The organism is uncultured Thiocystis sp. (assembly GCF_903866365.1).
GTDB lineage: Bacteria > Pseudomonadota > Gammaproteobacteria > Chromatiales > Chromatiaceae > Chromatium.
Map to the genome: position 1 here is coordinate 1 of NZ_CAIPNF010000019.1, position 21,212 is coordinate 21,212.

At 60.4% G+C, this 21,212-nt stretch carries 12 protein-coding genes; 7 read left to right on the top strand and 5 right to left on the bottom strand.

Going from position 1 to position 21,212, the window contains the following annotated elements:
- Both QZY07_RS00835 and QZY07_RS00840 read right to left on the bottom strand, forming a co-directional pair.
- Positions 1–462, bottom strand: a 462-nt coding sequence (locus tag QZY07_RS00835; protein ID WP_295399034.1) for an HD domain-containing protein, incomplete at its 3' end; no start/stop codon positions are given.
- Positions 463–553: 91 nt separating this feature from the next.
- Positions 554–1,777: a DUF1015 family protein gene (locus QZY07_RS00840; RefSeq protein ID WP_295399036.1), complete on the bottom strand. Its 1,224-nt coding sequence runs from the start codon at positions 1,775–1,777 to the stop codon at positions 554–556.
- Between the two features lie 176 nt (positions 1,778–1,953).
- On the opposite strand from QZY07_RS00840, the gene QZY07_RS00845 reads away from it, so the two are divergent.
- Both QZY07_RS00845 and QZY07_RS00850 read left to right on the top strand, forming a co-directional pair.
- Positions 1,954–2,277 (top strand): sel1 repeat family protein, encoded by a 324-nt coding sequence (locus QZY07_RS00845; RefSeq protein ID WP_295399038.1) that lies wholly within the window; start codon positions 1,954–1,956, stop codon positions 2,275–2,277.
- 6 nt (positions 2,278–2,283) lie between these two features.
- Positions 2,284–4,884 (top strand): DNA topoisomerase 3, encoded by a 2,601-nt coding sequence (locus tag QZY07_RS00850; RefSeq protein WP_295399039.1) that lies wholly within the window; start codon positions 2,284–2,286, stop codon positions 4,882–4,884.
- Positions 4,885–4,981: 97 nt separating this feature from the next.
- Here the strand turns inward: QZY07_RS00850 and QZY07_RS00855 are convergent, their stop codons facing one another.
- Both QZY07_RS00855 and QZY07_RS00860 read right to left on the bottom strand, forming a co-directional pair.
- Positions 4,982–5,641 (bottom strand): response regulator, encoded by a 660-nt coding sequence (locus QZY07_RS00855; RefSeq protein WP_295399041.1) that lies wholly within the window; start codon positions 5,639–5,641, stop codon positions 4,982–4,984.
- Positions 5,623–7,509, bottom strand: a complete 1,887-nt coding sequence (locus QZY07_RS00860; RefSeq protein WP_295399043.1) for an ATP-binding protein — start codon at positions 7,507–7,509, stop codon at positions 5,623–5,625. Before QZY07_RS00860 ends, QZY07_RS00855 begins: the two co-directional genes overlap by 19 nt.
- A 488-nt stretch (positions 7,510–7,997) precedes the next feature.
- Here QZY07_RS00860 and QZY07_RS00865 point away from each other — a divergent pair, with 488 nt between their 5' ends.
- From QZY07_RS00865 to QZY07_RS00885, 5 genes are all read left to right on the top strand, one after another.
- Positions 7,998–11,582 (top strand): glycosyltransferase, encoded by a 3,585-nt coding sequence (locus QZY07_RS00865; RefSeq protein ID WP_295399045.1) that lies wholly within the window; start codon positions 7,998–8,000, stop codon positions 11,580–11,582.
- Complete coding sequence (locus QZY07_RS00870; protein WP_295399047.1) at positions 11,579–14,137, top strand: glycosyltransferase; 2,559 nt, start codon at positions 11,579–11,581, stop codon at positions 14,135–14,137. Before QZY07_RS00865 ends, QZY07_RS00870 begins: the two co-directional genes overlap by 4 nt.
- Before the next feature lie 255 nt (positions 14,138–14,392).
- A complete protein-coding gene (locus QZY07_RS00875) occupies positions 14,393–15,934 on the top strand; it encodes a dynamin family protein (RefSeq protein WP_295399049.1) in 1,542 nt (513 codons plus the stop codon).
- Positions 15,935–16,072: 138 nt separating this feature from the next.
- Positions 16,073–17,146 (top strand): quinolinate synthase NadA, encoded by a 1,074-nt coding sequence (nadA, locus tag QZY07_RS00880; RefSeq protein ID WP_295399051.1) that lies wholly within the window; start codon positions 16,073–16,075, stop codon positions 17,144–17,146.
- Positions 17,147–17,201: 55 nt separating this feature from the next.
- A complete protein-coding gene (locus tag QZY07_RS00885) occupies positions 17,202–18,092 on the top strand; it encodes a sulfotransferase (RefSeq protein WP_295399053.1) in 891 nt (296 codons plus the stop codon).
- Between the two features lie 14 nt (positions 18,093–18,106).
- On the opposite strand, the gene QZY07_RS00890 is transcribed toward QZY07_RS00885, so the two are convergent.
- Positions 18,107–20,341: a glycosyltransferase gene (locus tag QZY07_RS00890; RefSeq protein ID WP_295399055.1), complete on the bottom strand. Its 2,235-nt coding sequence runs from the start codon at positions 20,339–20,341 to the stop codon at positions 18,107–18,109.
- Positions 20,342–21,212 lie beyond the last annotated feature (871 nt).

Here is a 21,212-nt window from a genome sequence, read left to right on the forward strand (position 1 = left end):
CACCACCCGGACATCCTCGGCGATCCCGAGCAACAGCCGGCGCAGGTTCTCCTCGTGCTCCATCTGATCCTTCGCGGCGATGATGGCGTCCACGTTCGCGATCTGTCCGATCCGCGCCAGATCGCCGACCATGCGCGCGATCCCAGGGCCGAAGCGTTCCTCAAGCTGGGCCTCGGTCAGATCGCCTTGCTCCAGACAGCCATTGAGCAAGGCCGCGATCAGGGTCTCGTAGTCCATCCGCAACCGCACCAGAATATCCGCAGTGGACAGCACATGGCGCACATGGGTCTCGCCGGTCTCGATCTGGCGGTCGCCGCGACAGCGGGTCAGCGCCGCGCAGGCGCCGGCGATCTGTTTGCGCTCCTCCGCCGGATAGTGCGTAGCAAGACTGTCGAGCCAGTGACGGATGGCGGACTCGTCGCTGCTGTCCTGTTCGGGAAGGTTGTAGGTGGATTTGACCATGAGATAAAGCCTCCAGCGGCCAGCCGTCGGCCGCCAGCGGAGCGTCGCCATCGACGGATGGCGGGCGGCCGAGCGCTGGCGGCGGCGAACGTCAGTCTAAAATGTGACTCACCAGCCCATCCGCCAGTTTCGGCTCGAACCAGGTCGACTTGGGCGGCATCACCTCGCCGGCATCGGCCACCGCCATCAGCTCCCGCATCCCGGTCGGATACAAGGAGAAGGCCACCGCCATCTCGCCCGCCTCCACCCGCTGGACCAGTCCGTCCAGACCGCGAATGCCGCCGACGAAGTCGATCCGCTCGTCGCGCCGGGGATCTTTAATCCCCAGGACCGGGCCGATCAGGTTGTCCTGCAGCAGACTCACATCGAGCCGCGCGACCGGATCGTCGTGGGGGATGCGGCCGGGATCCAGGGCCAGCCGATACCAGTGACCGGCCAGATACATCCCAAATTCGGCCGGTTTCTCCGGTCTGACCGGAACCGGGCTGCCCTCGATCGCGAACGCCACCGACAGACGATTCATGAAGGCATCGACATCCAGTCCATGCAGATCCCGCACGACGCGGTTGTAATCCAGGATTTGCATCTGATCGTGCGGGAAGATCACGGAGAGGAAACCGTCGCCGGACGCGCCGCTCGCCCGTCGCGCGGCCGCGACCCGCGAGGCGGCGGCGGCGCGATGATGGCCGTCGGCGATATAGAGCGCGTCCAGCGCCTCGAAGGCGGCGGTCAGATGCGCGATGCGCGCGGCATCGTCGAGGATCCAAATCTCGTGACGCACGCCATCGGCGGCGGTCAGATCGACCTCGGCGGGCGTGGCGCCGACCTCGGTCAGCAGGTCATCGATCGCCGGCGTGGCGCGATAGACCAAAAACACCGGCCCGGTCTGGGCGTTCAGCGCCTCGATCTGACGCATCCGGTCATCCTCCTTCACCGGCCGGGTAAACTCGTGCTTCTTGATCCGCTCCGCGTCATAGGCTGCCACCGAGGCGCTCGCCACCAACCCGGTCTGCCGATGCGCGCCCATGGTCAGCCGATAGACGTAATAGCGCGGCGCCGGATCGCGGATCAGCAGACCCTCGGCGAGCATCCGCTCCAAATTCTCGCGCGCCCTGGCATAGACCGCCGGGGCATAGGGGTCAGTCCCCTCTGGAAGATCGATCTCGGGGCGCGAGATATGCAGAAAGCTCCAGGGACGCCCCGCGACCATCCGCCGCGCTTCGGCGGCATTCATCACATCATAGGGCGGCGCGGCGACCTCGGCCGCGCGGCCAGGGGCCGGACGCAGACCGGCAAAGGGTTGGATCAGGGACATCAGGGGCCTCGCTGGCGGATGGCAATGCGCTTGGATGGGATGACCGAGTGGGTCACGGATTCTCTCGCATCGGCAGTTCGTTTTCTCAGTCCGCGATGGTATCAGCATGCTCGAAGCGATGTAGGATAGGCAACGGAGAGCCACTCGCGAAGCACCCACCGAATCCGGACGGCGACATGAGCAACAGCAGCTATCTCAAAGACCTGATCCTTCTGCGCAACGATCCCGCCAAGGTCGGTCCGATCCGCGCGGCGGCCGAGCGCGGCGAGGTGGACGCTCAATACGCGATGGGACTGATCCACGCCGAGGGACGCGGGGTGCGAATCGATCTGGCGCAGGCGCACTACTGGCTGTCGCTGGCGATCGATCAGGGCGACCGGGACGCCGCACGGTTGCGCGAGGTTGTCGGCAGCCAGATGACCGACGAGGAATTCGCGGCGGCCAAACGGCTGAAAGCCGGCGGCGCCCTGAGCCTGCTGTCGTCGGACCGACGGCACTGACGCCGCATGACCACCCTCGTCCTCGCCGAAAAGCCCAGCGTTGCCCGCGACATCGCGCGCGTACTCGGCGCCGGGCGCCGGGGCGAGGGCTTTCTGGAAGGCAACGGCTATCGCGTCACCTGGGCACTGGGCCATCTGGTCCATTTCGCCGAGCCGGACGAATATGGCGAGGATTGGGCCAAACGCTGGTCGGCCGACCAGCTTCCGATGATCCCGGAGCGCTGGAAACTCAAGCTCGACCCACGGACCGCCGCGCAATTCAAGCTGATCAAGGCACTGCTCGCCGACCCCGGCACCGAGCGTCTGATTTGCGCGACCGACGCCGGACGCGAGGGCGAGCACATCTTCCGGCTGATCTATGAACAGGCCCGCTGCAAAAAGCCCTTTGATCGGTTGTGGGTGTCCAGTCTGACCGACGAGGCGATCCGCGAGGGTTTCCGCGCGCTCAAGCCCGGTCAAGCCTTCGATCATCTAGCCGAGGCCGCGCGCGCCCGCGCCCAGGCCGACTGGCTGGTCGGCATGAATCTGACCCGCGCCTACACCGTGCATAACCGGGTGCTCTGCACCATCGGCCGGGTCCAGACCCCGACTCTGGCCATGATCGTCGCGCGCGATCAGGCCATCGCCAGCTTCACCAAGGCGTTTTTCTACGAACTGGTCGCGCATCTAGCGGAGGGATTCGACGCGCGTTATCTGCTCGATGGCGCAACCCGCATCGATAATCAGGAGACGGCCGAACGCCTGCACCGTGAACTCAGCCCTCACCAGACCGGCACCGTGCGCACGGTGGACAAGAAGGTCCGCCACAACCGCCCTCCTCCGCTCTACGACCTGACCAATCTGCAACGCGACGCCAACCGCCGCTTCGGCTTCACCGCCGCGCAGGTGCTCGAACAGGCCCAGGCGCTCTACGAGACCCATAAGCTCATCAGCTATCCGCGCACCGAGAGCCGGCACATCTCGGAAGACATGCTACCGCAATTGCCCGGCATCCTGCGCCATCTGGACCACCCGCTCGCTCCGGAGGCGCTCGCGCGACTGGAGTCCGGGCATCGCTTGAGCAAAGCCTATGTCGACCGCACCAAGCTGACCGATCATCACGCCATCCTGCCCACCGACAAGACCCCGCCCGCGAATCTGCCGGACCCGCTGCGCAAGGTCTACGATCTGGTCGCCGCGCGCTTCGTCGCCGTTTTTCTGCCCGATCAGCGGGTGGAAGAGACGCGGGTCGAGATTGCCATCGGCGAGGGGCTGTTTCTGGCGCAAGGCGCGGTGGTGCTGGAGCCGGGCTGGAAGCGGGTCGAACCGAGCAGGCGTCCAGCCAAGTCGCCCGAGGCGAGCGCCGAAACCCATGACGCCGGGATGCCAGGCCCATTACCGCCTCTGGAACCCGGCCAGACCGTCCATGTCGACCGTCTGGACGTCGTCGAAAAAGAAACCCAACCGCCGCGTCACTACGACGACTCAAGCCTACTCGCCGCCATGAAAAACGCCGGACGCACGATCGAGGACGACGCGCTCGCCTCGGCCATGGCGGCATCCGGTCTCGGCACGCCGGCCACCCGCGCCGAGACCATCGAAAAGCTCATCCGTACCGGTTATCTGGAGCGCCAGCGCAAACAGATTCGCGCAACCGCCAAGGGGCAGGCCCTGGCCGGTCTGGTCGCCGCGCCGCTGCGCAGCCCCGAACTGACGGCCGGCTGGGAACAGCGGTTGAAACAGGTGGAACAGGGCGAACAACCAGCGGCGGAGTTTTATCGCGACATCGTCGCCTTCGTGCGCGAGATGATCCCCGAGATCGCCCACGGCCCGGCTTTGAGCCCGGAGCAAGTCACCGCCGCCCGCGCGGGCGAACCGGCGCGCAAAGGCGGCAAGGCGGGAAAGACCGGCCATAGCGTCAGCGGCATCAAGTCCACCGGGTTCGGCGCCTGCCCGATCTGTAAAGAGGGCGAGATCACCGAGAACACCAAAGCCTTCGGTTGCAGCCGCTATCGGGACGGCTGCGGTTTCACCATCTGGAAGACGGTCGCGGGCCTGACACTGACCGAGGTCCAGGTGCGTCAGCTCATCGAGCGCGGCCAGACCGACCCCATCGACGGCTTCCAATCCAAGGCAGGGAAACCCTTTCGCGCCGCGCTGCGACTTGACGAAGCAGGCAAGGTCAGCATGGATTTCAACGTCGAGCGGAGCGAATCGCCGAATGAGGCGCGTCAAGCCATCTCCGATATGCGTTCACCGGACTCAGACGCTGCCCAGCGACCGAACGAATCCGCGCCCGCCCGGCCGCCCAGCATCCGGGAGCGACCGCCTGCCTGCCCCAAGTGCGGCCAGGGCCACATCATCGAGGGCCGCCGCGGCTATGGCTGCAACCGCTATCGCGACGGCTGCGATTTCGTGGTCTGGAAGACCATCGGCGACCTGACGCTCACCGAGGAACAGATCCGCGCACTGATCGAGCAGGGGAACGCAGGGCCGATCGCAAGCATTGTCAACGACGCGACAAGTGACCGCCACACAGTCAACCTGCGTTTGAATGCACAATGGCAGATTCTGGTCGAGTCCGCCGATCTTGAACCGCCATGCTCAGTATCGGGAGACATCGCATGACTCTGACAGCACACCCTCAGGCGAGCGGCAAGAGAGAACAATGGCAGCCAGAGATGCGCCATCCAGATCGATTCGCCGCCCACTGCCCGCGATTCGCTTAGTTCGCCGAGAGCGTCAACGGGCCGTACAATGACAATACCCGCTGCAAATTCAGCCCGCTGATTGGCTTCACCAAAAAGGCGTCCACCCCATAGGTCTTAGCCACTTTGACATTGACCATGGTGGCATTACCGCTCACCAGACAGACGAACGTCTCCGGCGACCAGGACTTGATCTGTTTGAGGACATCGATGCCATCCAGGCCCGGCATGTCGATATCGAGAAAGACCAGCGGCGGTCGTTGCCGGAAAAACTGACCCACGGCCTGGCGACCGTTCTCCGCCGCGACAATCCGCTGGACGCCCTGTTCGCGCAGCAGACGCGACAGCAACTTAAGCGACAATGGCATATCGTCCGCCACCAGCCCCGTGGCTTCGGACAAGACAGGTCGTGTTCGGGGCTGGAACCGCACCGGCGCCTGCCGATCCATGCGCAAAACCGCCTCGTCAGGGGGAATTGCATCGGCTGGCGGAACATCCTCCTCGCTCAACCCCCGCCAGCCCTGGCGCTGCAGGATCTCCACCTGATCCGGATCGGTCAGGATCTGACCGCGATTCGCGAGCGGAACTCCGTTCGCAAGATAGATTTGATAGGGCAATGGCTCTCCAGCGGTAATGTCCGTTGCCACGACGGGAGCCATTAAAGCGATGACTGCCATGATCGCTCCATGTCATCGAGCAAGCAGGCGACTTCACCCAAGTCGCCCCGCAACAATTGGAATTCCATGGCGCCAGCCAGGCGCGTCAGTTCCGGCATTCCGAAATTCGCTCCAACGCCCTTGATCTGATGCGCCTGAGAGCGAAGGGTTTCCTGATCCCCCGCAGCAAAAGCGGTTCGGAGCTTCGCCATTTTGACTGGCAATTCGGCCAGAAATTCTGCACGCAACCGTTCAAGTTCCGGATCTTCGCCTACCCGGCAGTCGATCAGGCCCGGTGTCATCCGATTTGTCTCCCCATTAGGCAAATAGCGCGCGAGCATTTGATAAAATGTGTCCAGATGAATAGGTTTAGGCAGATAGGCATCGCAACCCGCGGCCAGCGCCGCTTCGATGTCGGGCCGGTCAATGTTTGCGCTGAGCGCCACAATCGGTTGACTGAAGCCAGTCAGCCGCAGTATTTCGGTGGCGTCGAGTCCGCCCATCACGGGCATTCGCATATCCATCAGCACCAGATCGAACACCGACTGCTGGGCCATCTCCACGGCCTCCTGACCATTCCCGGCAATCTCCGCCGCCAGTCCGCAGCGTCGTAGATACAGGGAAATCAACTCCTGATTGGCACGATTATCGTCCACGACCAGGATTCTGCCGCTGAGCGTCGGAGGACGGACCGTCCTCACCGGGCTCACCTGAGAGGATTGGTTGAAGGCACGGATATCCCAGGACAGATCCGCGGCCGCGACCCGCCCTGTCGCCAGCATGGCAACGAAGACGGAACCGATGCCCGCAAAGCTGGTGACCCGAATACCGCCCCCCAGGTTCTCCGCTAACTCCTTGGAGATGGAGAGCCCGAGACCAGTGCCGCCAAAACGCCGGCTGATGGAACGATCCTCTTGGGCGAATGGCTCGAACAAGGACATCAGTTGACTCTCTTCGATGCCGCAACCGGTGTCCTGCACCGCGACGTGAAGCTGTTCCTGTTCTGGCGAAAAGCTCACGATCAGACGAACCGCGCCGGTATCGGTGAACTTGATGGCATTGTTCAGAAGATTCATCAGAATTTGCCGTGCGCGGGTCGGATCGGTGTGGATCGTCAGCGGCAAAGGCGGCATGAAATGCACGCCGAACTCCAGTTTTTTCTCCTCGGCTTGCGCCCGCGCGACTTCCACGACGCCGGCCAACAAATCCGGCAGGGAGGTTTCCAGGTCCTCCACCTCGATCCGTTTCGCCTGAATTTTGGAGAAGTCCAGGATGTCATTCAGGAGCGACTGCAGATGACGGCCGTTGTGGATAATGATATCCACCGCCTGGGCGCGTTCGGCCAACGTCTGACGGCTATCGATCATGGTTTCGGCAAAGCCGATGATCGCCGTGAGCGGCGTGCGGATCTCATGGCTCATATTCGCAAGAAACTGGGCCTTGGCGCGCGCGGCGTCCTCGGCCGCATGCTTGGCGGCCTCCAGTTCCTGTTCCCGCTTCGCCTGACTCTGGTCGCCAAAGACGCCCAGATACCCGAATCCCTCGCCCTGAGCATTCCGAATCGCCCGGATCGTCAGGAGTGCGAGATACTCCTCTCCGTTCTTGCGGCGGTTCCAGATTTCACCATGCCAATGACCATCCTCAATCAGCTTCTGCCACAGACGCCGATAGAAATCCGGCGCATGACGACCGGACTTGAGAAAGTTCGGATTCAGTCCCTTGACGTCGCACTCGGCGTAACCGGTAATCCGGGTAAAAGCTGAATTCACCGCGATAATGCGCGGCGTGACGTCGGTGATGAGAACACCGTCTCTCACCAGATGAAAAAGCTCTCCCGCCGACCGGATCAGGCAGAGTTCGGCGGTATCGTCCAGAGTGTCCGCGGACATTGCTATTTTCCGTGACGCATCAGGTTAGCGGTTGATGGCGCTCGCTCATCGAGAGTGTCAAACATTGAATGAGGAAAGCAACGAATATCAGCAAGAAGCATGGTGTATCATCGCGCCGTCATCGAAAAGAATCCACAACCCCATCCCGTTCTCCCTTGATCGCTCGTTGCCGTTGTATGACTAGCCTTGAGACACAACTGATTGCGCGCCATCCAGTGTTCGCCTTGGACGCCGGCCCTGTCCTCGCCCTCGCCGCATACCCCGGAGACGAAATTTTCGGCTGCGGGGGCGCACTCGCCAGCCATGTCCGTGCCGGCGATCCAGTCATGGTTGTGGTTGCGAGCGAACCAAGTTCGTCACGCGATGCAGCCGCCCCCCTGGATGCGGAAAGCCGTGCCGCAGCCGCCTGTCTCGGCTATCCGCCCCCCCGCTTCTGGCGCAGAACGATGGGGTGCTGCATCTATGACGAATATGCGGTACGTCGAGTCATGCGACTGATCGCAGCGCTTGACGCCGCGTTGCTCTATGCTCCCTCGTCGACAGACCCCGCTCCAGTTCGCGCCAGCCTGGGCTTGATTGCGCGCGAAGCCGTGCGACGCGCGAAGAGCCGTTGCAAACTGGCGGTTTATGAAATCGGCATCCCGCTGGCCCTGACTCCGAACCGACTGCTCGACATTACGGCGAACCTGGAACTGAAACAACTGGCGATGAACTGTTTCCGTTCGCGCATGACCGCGACACCGCTGGACCGGCAGACTCTGGCCTTAAATACGGTGCGCACCTTCGACCTGCCACCCGAGACGGTGGCGGTGGAAGCCTATTGGCTGGCCGCGGCCGGCGACCTCCCCGACCAACTGCCCAATCTGGCGACGCGCGCTGACGCGCGAACCGCACGGAGCGCCACATCACGGCCACTGGTCTCGGTCGTGATTCGCTCGATGGGCCGCCACACGCTGGATGCAGCACTGGACTCTGTCGCCGCGCAGACCTATCGCCATCTTGAGGTGATCCTGGTCGATGCGAAAGGACAACGGGATCTGGGGCGTTCCGACCGGTGCGGCGAATTCCCGCTGCGCACGGTGTCGACCGGTGCCTTACTGGGCCGTTCCGCCGCCGCGAACACGGGGCTGGATGCGGCTTCCGGAGACTATGTCATCTTCCTCGATGACGATGACTGGTTCATGCCAGAGCATGTCGCCGGACTTATGAGCGCAATCGAAACCTCGGACGGCGCGCTGGCTGCCTATGCGGGGATCGAATGCCGGACCCGGATTTCCGAAGGCACCTGGCAAGTCACGCATGTCTTCAATCAACCGCATGATCCGGTGCGCCTGCTGGTGGAAAATTATCTGCCGATCCATGCGGTTCTGTTCAGCCGCCAACTGATTGGACCCGCATTGCGCTTCGACGAATCGTTTGATGTCTACGAAGACTGGGACTTCTGGATTCAGCTCAGCGCACTCACCGATCTGGTGCATGTCGATCATGTCAGTGCGGTCTATCGGATCGCCGGTGACAGCGGGTTCGGGATCCGTCAGGCGGATCCGATGATGAACCGCAGTCTTGCCGCCTTGTTCGGCAAGTGGCGCTCGCGATGGAGTCTGGAGCAAGTATTGGCGATCGCCGACTATGCCAAACACCGCTCCATGTATTTAGAACTGCGTGAGCAAGGCGCCCGGCATGCCAAAGAGATGGCGGAATTACTCGGACATTTCGACCGGGTCAATACCGAGGCGGGAAAGATCCCGGAGTTGCTCAACCAGCTTGACCGACTCCAGACCGAAACCAGCAAATTAGAGGGGCGCTACTCGCGACTCTCCAACGAAAAACGCGACCTGGAGATCAATCTCAGCCTCTTGAACGAGCGTCTCCTGACCTCCGAAGCACGCCAGCGTTTAGCCGATGCGGCGCAGGATACCCTTCGCGAATGGCTGAACCTGCTCGGGATCCAAGCCCTGAACGACGCCGTCCGGTGCCGGGATGATCTCGCGCGATTCCGCTCATTCCATGGACGGATCCTGAATGGGCTCGCTTGGACAGGCCAGACGTTTGGATGCCTGACACGCTGGACATTGGCGCCGGCCTTCAGATTCCTGACCCATACGGCGCATCTGGCCGAGATGCTGAAAGCCTATGGGCCAGCGGTCGTGCTACGAGCATGGAGTTACCGCCTGCGACCGTCGGGCGCCCCCGGCGATCCGAGCCTGGCGGATCTGTGGCAGATCCTGGAGATCGAAGCGCTTGCGTTGCCACCGCCTCCCCGCCCCCTCGTCTCCGTGCTGATTGATCGCTCGCCGACGCTCTCCGCGACGCGACGCCTGCTGACGCAGAATCAACAGGCACCGCCGTTCGAGGTGCTGCTGCGACTCGATCCCAACCAGCGCGCGCTTGGCGCGATCCTCGCCAACCGCCCGCACGGGATCGGGACGATACCGTGCGACGCCGCGCGGGGACTCGCCGAATGGCTTTCCAACGCGCTCGATCAGACCGCCGGAGACTGGCTGCTTTTGCTCTCCAGCGCATCGGTACAACCGCTGGACTGGATGACGTTGCTCCTGAAAACGCCAGGGGACACTCCCGCAACCTGTCCTCCCGTCGGCGCCGTCTGCGCCAAGGCGATCGGAACCGACGGACGACTCGCGAATGCCGGCCTCCTGAATACCCATGACGGACGCTGGCTCAGCATCGGTGCGGGCGACGATCCGCAAGCGCCCGAGTACAACTATCCGCGCCAGGTCGACGCTGGCGCGGATGCCTGTTTGCTCTTGAGCCGACGCGCGGTCCGCGAGACGCTCAATCGGAGCGCCGCCGCGGGTCGGCTGTCAACGGACGATTTCATGCTCGGGGATCTGTGCCGCGAGATGCGTGCGCTTGGCTGGTCGGTCCTGTATCAACCCGAGGTCAGCGCGATCGTCGATGTTCCCAACTCAGAGACGCCCGTGCATCCCTCAAGTCAGGTAAACCATCGGCGCCGGCTGCTCGTGGTGGACGCGGTCATGCTGACTCCGGACCAGGATTCCGGTTCGCTGCGGATGACCGGCTTGCTGGAGATCTTTCTCGACCTGGACTGGCATGTCACCTTTGCCCCCTCGAATCTTGTCTTCAGCGAACCCTATGGGCCACAGCTCCAGCATCGCGGGGTAGAGGTCATTCACGCCTCCCAGACCGGCTCGATTCCAGATTTTCTGGTAAGGCGCGGTGCCAGTTTCGATCTTGTGATCCTCAGCCGGCTCGATGTCGCCAGCGTCTTCCTCGACGCCGTGCGTCGCCACGCCCCACAGGCCTGGGTCTGGTTCGACACCGTCGACCTGCATTTCCTGCGCGAACAGCGCGAGGCCGACCTGCGCGACGATCCGCTCGCGCGCGCGCAAGCGAACCAACGACAACATCAGGAGATCGACCTGATGCGCAGGACCGATCTCACGCTGGTCGTCAGCCCCGTCGAACGCGACCTCCTGACTATGGAGGCGCCAGAGATTCGGATCGAGATCCTGAGCAACATCCACGATGCGCAACCGACCGACACGCATTTCAACGCGCGCGACGCCATTGTCTTCATCGGCGGCTTCAATCACCTTCCCAATGTCGACGCCGTTCTGCACTATGTGAAGGACATCCTGCCGCGCGTCCAGGCCGAACTCGGCAACGTCCCGACCTATATCATCGGTAGCCAGCCTCCCCTGGAGGTGCTCGCGCTCGATGATCCTGATCGCGGTCTGCGCGTCGTCGGTTTCGTCCAGGATGTGACTCCTTACTTTGCGCGGGCACGTCTCTCGATCGCACCGCTACGCTATGGCGCGGGGGTGAAGGGCAAGATCAATATGAGCATGGCCTACGGCGTCCCGGTTGTCGCCACGCCCTGTGCCGCAGAAGGCATGTTTCTGCAAGCGGAACGCGACATCCTGATCGGCGAGAACGATCAATCCTTCGCCGACGCGGTCACCCGTCTGTATCGCCACCAGACGTTGTGGGAGTCTCTCGCCCACAATGGCCTGGCCAACATCGCCACCCATTTTTCCCGCAAAACGGCGCGCGCCACGCTGGAACGCTTGTTGTCGGAACGCTACGCATGAAGATCCTTTTCATCACCCACGGCGAATACCTGGACGACGCGAGGATTGCCTCGGGCAACAGCGTCCGCGCCTACTTTATCGCGCGCGGTTTAGCCGAACACGGGATCGAGGTGGTACACACCTATCCCGAAGCGCTTGGCGCGCCAGCCAATCCAGCGCCCCGCCCCGGCATCCGCGTGTGCGTCTATCAGGATCGCGAGGCCCTCGCCGAACTGATCCGCGCGCAAGCCCCCGACGCCCTGATCCTGGGGTACTGGGAGCTAATCGAAACGCTTCCAGACTGGCTGGACATGCCGATCGTCCTGGACGTGGTCGCGCCAAGGATCCTGGAGGCGATGTATCAGGAACAGCTCGATCTCTCCGACGAGGTGCGACGCACCCTCGCCTGCTACCGCAGGGCCGACCGTTTTCTCGTCGGCAACCAGCGCCAGGCGAGCTTCCTTATCGGCTGGCTGATTCTGGCGGGATTCGACTGCCGCGCGGCGGCGCCCGTGGACGTCTTGCCGATTTCCGTCGAGACCGCTCCACCGGTCCCAGTCGGAATCGAGAGGCAGACGCCTCGCGTCCGTCTCCGGCTGGTCTCGGGCGGCGTCTCTTGGCCCTGGCGCCAGACCGAGCGCTGGTTCGAGCGGCTGGCCCTGGCGCTTCAGCGTCATGGCACGGGCCGGGAGGAACTGGCGCTGTTCTCCGGCGGCTACCTCTACGCGCCAGCACCGGCCGAACCCACCGGCCAGCCCGACGCCATTCCCGCGCCGACCGCTCTGGTCAAACGCTTCGGGCTCCTTCCCTACGGCGAGATGCAACGCTACCTGCGAGACGAATGCCACATTGGCGTGGAACTCGCCGATGAAAACCCCGAACGACGGCATAGTCAGTCATTTCGCGCCATGGAGTTTCTGCGCAACGGTCTGCCGCTGATCTGTAACGGTTATACCGAACTCGCCGAGCAGATCCGCGCCTATGATGCCGGATGGGTGGTCGATCGAATAGAGGATCTCGACGCGGTGATCGAGGCGATCATTGCTCGCCCGGACAGCATCGCCGTGAAATCCGCCAATGCCCTGCGGCTGGTTGAGCAGCGTTTCCAGTACGCCGAGACGATCGCGCCATTGCTTGCATTTTTACGCGCACCACGCAAGGCAACGTCCGGTCCGCCACTGGTCGCGCTAGCCCCTGTCCAACCGCTCCCGGACAGGGACGCCAACCCGGAATCGACAGCGCCCCCGAGCGCCATGGACGACACGCCGGTCGCTCCTCCCGCGCGGCAGCCGGCAGCGGAATCCCTGATCGAATCCCTGCCCCCGCGGAACTGGCCGCGACCGATGCGACTGCTGATGGCCGTCTCGCAACGCCTCGGCCGGTGGCGTCGGACCAACGCAGTGATCCTGGTGTCGCGCTCCGACATCAGACCCGCCAACCACGGCGCGGCGGTCAAGATCGACCGCACCGCCTGGGGCTTGTCCTATGCCGTCAAGTGCGTCTATCTCCTGAGCGAAGATCGCTCCATCTACCACGAGGTGCGCAACGGCGTCTTCCGCGAGCGCCAATTTCCACTCTGGTTACGGTATCTTGGCCCCAATCAGGCGCGCGTTCTGGAGACTCTGATCACCGCCGGCATCCCCGCCAGCGACGCCTTTCTTTACGCGCCGGTCGGCGACTGGAGCTTCATCGTCCGCACGCTTTATCTGGCACTGAAGAGCGGCGCGCGCACCTACCAGGCAGAGTTCCCCGCCTATGGCCGCGCGACGGTCTGGGCGCGCGATCTGCTGGGAGGGCGAGCGCTGCTGGTCGAACATAACGTCGAGTATCAGCGCTTGGCGGAGCAGACGCCCGACCTGCCCGACCATGGATTGCAGCTGCTCAAAACCGTCGAGCTCGCCTGGTGCAACCGCTCGGATGCCGTGATCACGGTCTCCGAGACCGATCGGCAACGTCTGCTCAACGCTGGCGTCGACCCCGAACGACTGCATGTCGTCCCCCACGGAGTGGATCTGGAACAATTCGCGCGCGCCGAGCCGCTCGATCTGCATACCCTCTACCGGATCCCGCGCGAGCGGGCGATTCTGGTCTACCATGGCATCTATCTCTATCCGCCGAATCTGGAGGCCATGGAGGTGATGGCGGCCGAGATCCTGCCGCGACTCGAACGCCTGGGCGTATCGGCAACGGTACTGGCGATCGGCGCTTTTCCGCCAGAGCGCACGCTGCATCCACACCTGATCTTCACCGGCCCCGTCGACTCGGTGGCCCCCTACCTCAAGGGCGCGGATCTCGCCGTGGTTCCGCTGCAGCAAGGAGGCGGGACACGCATGAAAATTCTGGACTATTTCGCCGCGGAGCTGGCAGTCGTCAGCACCCCGAAGGGAGCGGAAGGGATCCCGATCGATCCGGCGATCCATGTGCGCATCGCGGACGATCACGAACAATTCGCGCAGGCCATCGCCGAGCTTCTCGCCGCTCCGGAAACCCGCCGCGACATGGGCGCGGCGGCCCGGGAATTCGTCGCGCCCATGGATTGGCGCAGCATCGCCACGCGTTACCTGGAACTCGTCTGAGCATGCCCGGGTCGCACCCGCAATCTTGCGGATGACTCGCCTTCGCCGCCGTGCCGCAAATCGGCCATCGGACAATGCACGACCGCGTTTCACCGAATTGGCGCTTGCCGTGAGATTCGGTGTAACATCATGGCGCGCCAAGTCTTCGCGACCCCGAGACCCCGAGACCCACAAACCGAGCAATGCCCGAAGGACGCTTTGGCGTTATCTCAACGCCCCTGGCGGACCAACCCGAGACACTGAGGATACAAAGCAATGACGTCATCGTCCGACGCCGTCCAGCAGCGACTGCAAGAATTGGAGTCGCATCTGGAACAGGAGAATCCAGTCCTGCTGAACGCCGTGCAGAGCTTCCGCATGCTCGACCGCATCGCTTACCGTATGGGTCTCCTGGAAACTAATCAGTCATTTGCGACGCAGATCCCCTGGTGGCCGCTGATTTCCATTCTAGGCACGTTTTCGGCTGGCAAGTCCACGTTCATCAACTATTATCTCGGGCACAAATTACAGCGCACGGGCAATCAGGCCGTTGACGATCGTTTCACCGTCATCGTCTATAGTCCGGAGCCGGTCAGTCACTCGCTGCCCGGGGTCTCGCTCGATTCGGATCCGCGCTTCCCCTTCTATCGGATGTCCCACGATATCGAGGAAGTCGCGAACGGCGAAGGCGACCGAATCGACGCTTACCTGCAGCTTAAAACCTGCCGCAGCGACCGCCTGCGCGGCAAGATCCTGATTGATTCGCCCGGATTCGACGCCGACGCCCAACGCACGGCAGTGCTGCGCATCAGCAATCACATGATCGACCTGTCGGATCTGGTTCTGGTGCTGTTCGATGCCCGCCATCCGGAACCTGGCGCGATGCGCGACACCTTGAAGCATCTGGTTGGCGACACCATCAATCGTTCGGATTCTGGAAAATTTCTCTATATTCTCAACCAACTGGACTCGGCAGCCGGCGAGGACAATCCAGAGGATGTGGTGGCGGCCTGGCTGCGCGCGATGGGCGAAGCGGGACTGACCGCAGGACGTTTCTACACCATCTACAGTCCGGATGCGGCGACCCAGATTCCGGACGAGCATCGGCGTCAGCGTTTCGAAAAGAAACGCGACGAAGACCTGGGAGAGATTTATCTACGCATGGAGCGGGTTGAGATCGAACGCGCGTATCGCATCATTGCCGCGCTGCGCAAGAGCGCGATCGACTTAAGCAATAACGCGGTCCCATTATTGCGAACCGCCCTGCGGCGCTGGCGCAGTCGGACGCTGCTTGCGGACTTCATCCTGCTAGTCGCCGTCGTCGCGGGCTTCATGGCCTTGAGCCTGAACGCGGGTCAGTGGCATGGCCTTTCTTACGAGGCGCAATGGTTCGATCTAATCAAGTCCATTCAATGGGGTCTGGAAGGCTTCGAGAGCGCGCTGATCTTTCTCATGATCCTGGGCCATTTTGGCATCCGCCGGCTGGCCGCGCTGAGCGTCATGCCGTCGTTACGCAAAGCCGTCGAAAAGCAGAAGCCGCCAGGGAATGTCATCGCGACCTTCGAACGCAATACTCGATTCTGGAGAACCGTGCTGCTCGGTCGCCCTCTTGGTTGGAACGCCCAGTCCCGCGCCGAGATCGACGAAGTGATCCAGGGCTGCGAAAACTATATCCAGACCCTGAACGAACGCTTCACCAATCCGAGAGGATTGCATGATTTGCTTACGAATCCCGCTGCGGAAACGCGCGCCCCCATGACAGTCGAGTCCGACAAGGCGATATCTGGAGCGCCTGAGATGATTTCCGTGTCGAGTTGAACGACGCTCGCAATCTGGCTGTCAATGGTCCTGGCATATCGAACATAAGCCTGGATCCGCCGAGTCCGCCGGCAGCGAACCGGATGGGCTCATCGACAATACTCAGAGCGGGCGTTTTTCGCGACGCGGAGTGATCTCATGACCAACGCCTCTTCCCGGATTCCGCGGCAACCTCACATCGAAGTGCCGCCGACTCCACACTGGCCGACCTTGAGCGAAGCGGAGAAATCCGCGCTTAAGACCAGGATCCGCGATCTGCTGATCGCCCAGAAAGCTGTCCTGGTCGCGCACTACTATACCGACGAAAACCTCCAGTCACTCGCCGAGGAGACCGGCGGCTATGTCGCGGACTCGCTCGAAATGGCGCGCTTCGGCACCGAAAGCGATGCCGAGACCCTGGTGGTCTGTGGTGTGCGTTTCATGGGCGAGACCGCCAAAATCCTCAATCCCGAGAAGCGCGTGCTGATGCCGGACCTCCGGGCCACCTGCTCGCTCGACGAGGGCTGCCCGGCCACGGCCTTCACCGACTTCTGCGACGCACATCCGGATCGCACAGTCGTGGTCTATGCCAACACCAGCGCTCAGGTGAAGGCACGCTCGGACTGGGTGGTGACCTCAAGCATCGCTTTACCGATCGTTCAGCATCTGGCGTCCCAGGGCCAAAAAATCCTCTGGGCGCCCGACAAACATCTCGGCCACTACATCGAGCGCATGACCGGCGCCGAGATGCTGCTCTGGGATGGCGCCTGCGTCGTTCACGAGGAATTCAAATCCTTTGCACTTGAACGGGTCCGCAAACTCCACCCGGATGCGGCGGTCCTCGTCCACCCGGAAGCGCCGGACGAGGTCGTCGATCAGGCCGACCTGGTCGGTTCGACCACCCAGTTGATCAAGGCGGTCGCGGAACTGCCGAACCAGGAATTCATCGTCGCCACCGATGCGGGCATTTTCTGGAAGATGCGCCAGATCGCCCCGCACAAAACGCTGATTCCCGCCCCCACCGCCGGCGAGGGCGCCACCTGCGAAAGTTGCGCCCATTGCCCCTGGATGGCGATGAATGCACTACAGAATCTGGAGAGAGTGCTGCAAAATGGCGATCAGGAGATCCTGATTGACCCGGAAATACGCCAACGCGCGATGATACCGGTCACAAGGATGCTCGACTTTGCCCGCACGCACGGAATCGGGAGACGGGCGGATCAAAACCATTGATCGTTGACCGCGCCTTTTCCTCAACAAATCGCCAATCGGTGAACCGAGGCCCAAGATGTATCCGGATTTCCTAGGTATCGGCGCACAAAAATCCGGGACGACATGGCTGCATGCCATGCTCTCGCAACACCGGGATATCTGGCTGCCTCATCTCAAGGAACTACATTATTTCGATCGGAAATTCCCCCCCAATGAATCTGATGGATTCCTCAATCCCACGCCTCGACGGGGTGTTGCTGGAAATCACTTGAAACGGACAATCCAGCGATTCAGCCTGGATAAACTGAGGGAACGCCTACAGATTCACCGCCTGAGCGATTTGGGATGGGAATTGAAGTTCATTTTGGGTGCTTGGGATGACGCCTGGTATTCCTCCCTCTTCGAGAACCACACAGAGCGGATGACAGGCGAAATCACCCCCGCCTACTCGTGCCTGGGTCCGGCCGCCATCTCCCATATCTTCAATCTCATGCCGCGCGCCAAACTCATCCTATTATTGCGTGACCCGATCGATAGAGCCTGGTCACACGCAAAGATGGATTTAGCAACCACCAAGCGTCGGAATCCAACAAGCGTGACAGAAGACGACTACATCGCCCATTTCAATAGTCGTGCATCGCGACTCCGCGGCGACTATTTACGAACGATTGACTGCTGGCTCGAGAAATATCCCGAGGATCAATTGTTCATCGGTTTTTTCGACCAGATCGAATCGGAGCCGGAAATCCTCTTGACTCGGATTCTAGACTTCCTGGGGGTAGACTCTTCGGCGGACGCGATTCAAGCCAACCTGCGGTCGGCTGTCAACGCGGGCCAAAAGGCATCGATTCCACAACGGCTGCACCAGCACCTAGCCTCTCTGTATGTCGACAATTTGCAGATCCTCGCCCAGAGCTACGGACACTATCCCACGCGCTGGCTAGACAAGTGCCAGAAGGCTTTATAATCACAACGCGCGGCTCAAGACATCAAACAGACTTCGGTTGCTATAGGGTAACGATAAGCGCTGGCGTACAGATCGACAACACGCCCCAAATCGAAACAACTTGATCGCTCTTTCGCGAGCGTTTGTTTAGCCGATCTAACGATGGGGTTCGTCGCCAGTTCGACCACCTGATACGCAGTCGCCTCGATTGGGATCTTACCATCGGAAATATCGACCAGATATCCCGCGATCATATCCTTTTCGTTGGTTAGCATATCCCTGATCTCGCCAATATCGCTGGCGATCACCGGACGACCCGCCATCAGACACTCGATGATCGTGAGCGGAAAGCTCTCTCCGCCAAAAGTCGTGAGCAACATTCCAACGTCCGCCGCCGCATAGTAATTCACGGCCTCCTTGACGAATCCCAAGAGATGCACGAACGCGGGCACAGCCTCCGCCTTGAGCGTTTCATAAAGGACACCGTCCCCCAGGAGCAGGAGCTGGATATCCACTCCCGAGAGACTGCGCGCTTCACGGATGACCTTGATCGCCTCCCTCCACCCCTTTTCAGGAATTGCCCGGCTCGCAACGCAGACGACAAAAGCATTGTCTTCAATTCCAAACGCGGAGCGCTGCACCGCTTGAATATTAGGCGCACTCATCCCGTTGGGGATATTGATGAACCGCTCTTCCCGATACAGATTTCTCTGCTTGAAGGGAATCAGATTTTTATCCGAAATATAGACCCATCGGGAAACCGCGGGGTAAACATCCTTTAGCGTCCGGTCGAAGATGTCGCGTTGCATGTCGTCGTACATCCCATGCAACGTCACGACCTGCGTGACGTTTGACCGACGCTGCCCCAGTAAAGAAACAGCAAAAAACTGATCGACACTCGCATGATGCGAATGGATGATGTCGATGCCGAATGAATCGATCATGCTGTCGACATCAAGAAAACGGTTCGTCAATTCGATGACCGGAATATCCGGCTTCAGCATCTCGCGCACCAGAAAATTTGTGGGCTCGCCCCGAAAATCGAAAAAAGTGACCGCATAACCTCTTTGAGTCAGAGCGTTGGCGAGACGGATCGGGAAGATCTCTCCCCCTCCCGAGGCAAACGCAAATGATGCCATCATGATATTAGGCAGGCGCTTTCCGGCCGCCTCGCGAATCCGTTCATCATCATAAAGAGCCTCGAATTCGATCCCGAGCGATCTCAGCTCAAACGCATTCTGATCGAAAAACTGCTTGACGAAATACTTGTGCGCCGCAAGGGTCTCGACTGGCACACGATATAAACGCGCAATCTCGATGGCTACGCATTCGTGTTCGCGATAGTAAACGGGTGTCGCATAGGTTTTGACCGAACTGTTATTGGCGTGAAATCTGTAATAGTTATGAACATCCACCGTGTAGGCGATCTTTCCGCCTCGCGCCGCATGCAGATAGAAGATCCAGTCACCGCAGATCTTCATCTCTAACCAATCGCTTTCAGCGAGCAGAAAAGCCGGATCGAATTTTCGAAACACGGCCGAGCTAACATTTGGTATCGTGTTCTTACGCCCAAGAAAGTCCACCACTTCGGCGTGAGCGGCGGCAACATAAGTCTGCCTCCACTTCACCGTCGAAAGTTCTCCGACATAATCCTCGAAACGAAACAGCGCCGGCTTCCCCTGCTCGGTCACAAACACAGAGTGCGAATAAGCAAGTTTTACCGCCTCATCCATGAAAAAAGGCACCAATGTCGTCAGAAAATTCAGATCGCAGTAATCATCGCTTTCGGCGATCCAGATCAACTCGGTCTCAGCGAACTGAATCGCTCTGAGCCATTGCCTAAAAACGCCCCCAGAGTTCTGTTGATTGAAGATCATCGTCGTTCTGTGGCTATACTTCTCGGCATATTCCTCGAGAATGCTTCTGCTATCGTCCGTGGAACAATCATCGAGTAGAAGAACCTGAAAGTTCGGATACGTTTGACCGTAGATGCTGTCCAATCTCTGACGCAAATACGGGGCATGATTATAATTTGGCACTACTACAGTGACTTGCGGAGCAAAAAAACCTGCATCGGATGTAAAACGTACCGATGGCTGAAAGGCCGACTGCTCAGAATCGGACGAAATTACCCGGTAACCACTGGACAGCGTCTTTAACAAAACGTGGCGGATGCGCTGTTTGGTTGCAATCCCCAGGGGTAGTCGACGCCACCCCAATCGCATCAGCTGCGCAAGACTGCCGTGTCTTCTAAATATTCTTTCTATCATGGGATTTATCAATTTCTTTCAATCAATCATGGCAACAGGCATTAAGGCAGTGGACAAACAGATGCATCATCTCATGAACAGGTCGCAACAGGATTGAATGGAGGATGGAACGGGGTTTCTGCATGCAGCCTATAGCGCATTAACCTCAGTCAGATATCAAGACCTGCTTTTATAGTCGGCAACTTTATCAGCAAGCAATTTTTCCGATTGATCGATCAGTTCACGGTACTGCATATTCGTAATTCCCCATAGCGTCGACTCTTGTTCCTCGGAATGGCCAACCAAAAAAGGTACCGTTACAACAACGACAAGCCCGGAGATCCGTTCCAAGTATCGATCAATAGTATTTGTATAGGGATCCTCGTTTTTTTCATTCCATTGCCTAATCAAATCGAGCCCAGCGGTAGCCGTTTAATGTGATATCCAGACATCGGGTCATTCACCAACCAGCGCCAAAAGGGGGCTGGCAATACAAGAATGTCTGGTTGTCAAATAAGATGACTATAGTCGAGTTCCAGTGACCAGACCGAGTTCCCAAACGAGTAGCGTGGTATAGTGTGAAGATTATCAGAAAACAAGGTATCAGTGTCTGCTGAAACGCTTGGCTGCTCCAGGGTTTCATGTATATGCCAGATTCAACACGCTTTTGAATTGCCCGCAAGCACGCCAAGTTGAGAGTTGACATTGCGACGACTGCCATATATTCCTGCGGCAAACATCAATCATTTCCAACCCGACCGCCGCCGCATGACTCATGCTTTTGTATTGGACACCCCTGATGTCTACTGACGCCAAACAATGCGAATCACCTCTTCTGAGCCAATTCCGTCACGGCTTGCGCCGCGAACACATCGACAATGCCCTGCGCGAC

Bases quoted from the DNA above. Each gene is read 5' to 3' on its own strand.
- QZY07_RS00870 (WP_295399047.1), top strand. From the start codon at position 11,579: ATGAAGATCCTTTTCATCACCCACGGCGAATACCTGGACGACGCGAGG.
- nadA (WP_295399051.1), top strand. From the start codon at position 16,073: ATGACCAACGCCTCTTCCCGGATTCCGCGGCAACCTCACATCGAAGTG.
- QZY07_RS00890 (WP_295399055.1), bottom strand. From the start codon at position 20,341: ATGATAGAAAGAATATTTAGAAGACACGGCAGTCTTGCGCAGCTGATG.
- QZY07_RS00850 (WP_295399039.1), top strand. From the start codon at position 2,284: ATGACCACCCTCGTCCTCGCCGAAAAGCCCAGCGTTGCCCGCGACATC.
- QZY07_RS00875 (WP_295399049.1), top strand. From the start codon at position 14,393: ATGACGTCATCGTCCGACGCCGTCCAGCAGCGACTGCAAGAATTGGAG.
- QZY07_RS00865 (WP_295399045.1), top strand. From the start codon at position 7,998: ATGCGACTGATCGCAGCGCTTGACGCCGCGTTGCTCTATGCTCCCTCG.
- QZY07_RS00855 (WP_295399041.1), bottom strand. From the start codon at position 5,641: ATGGCAGTCATCGCTTTAATGGCTCCCGTCGTGGCAACGGACATTACC.
- QZY07_RS00840 (WP_295399036.1), bottom strand. From the start codon at position 1,777: ATGTCCCTGATCCAACCCTTTGCCGGTCTGCGTCCGGCCCCTGGCCGC.
- QZY07_RS00885 (WP_295399053.1), top strand. From the start codon at position 17,202: ATGTATCCGGATTTCCTAGGTATCGGCGCACAAAAATCCGGGACGACA.
- QZY07_RS00860 (WP_295399043.1), bottom strand. From the start codon at position 7,509: ATGTCCGCGGACACTCTGGACGATACCGCCGAACTCTGCCTGATCCGG.
- QZY07_RS00845 (WP_295399038.1), top strand. From the start codon at position 1,954: ATGAGCAACAGCAGCTATCTCAAAGACCTGATCCTTCTGCGCAACGAT.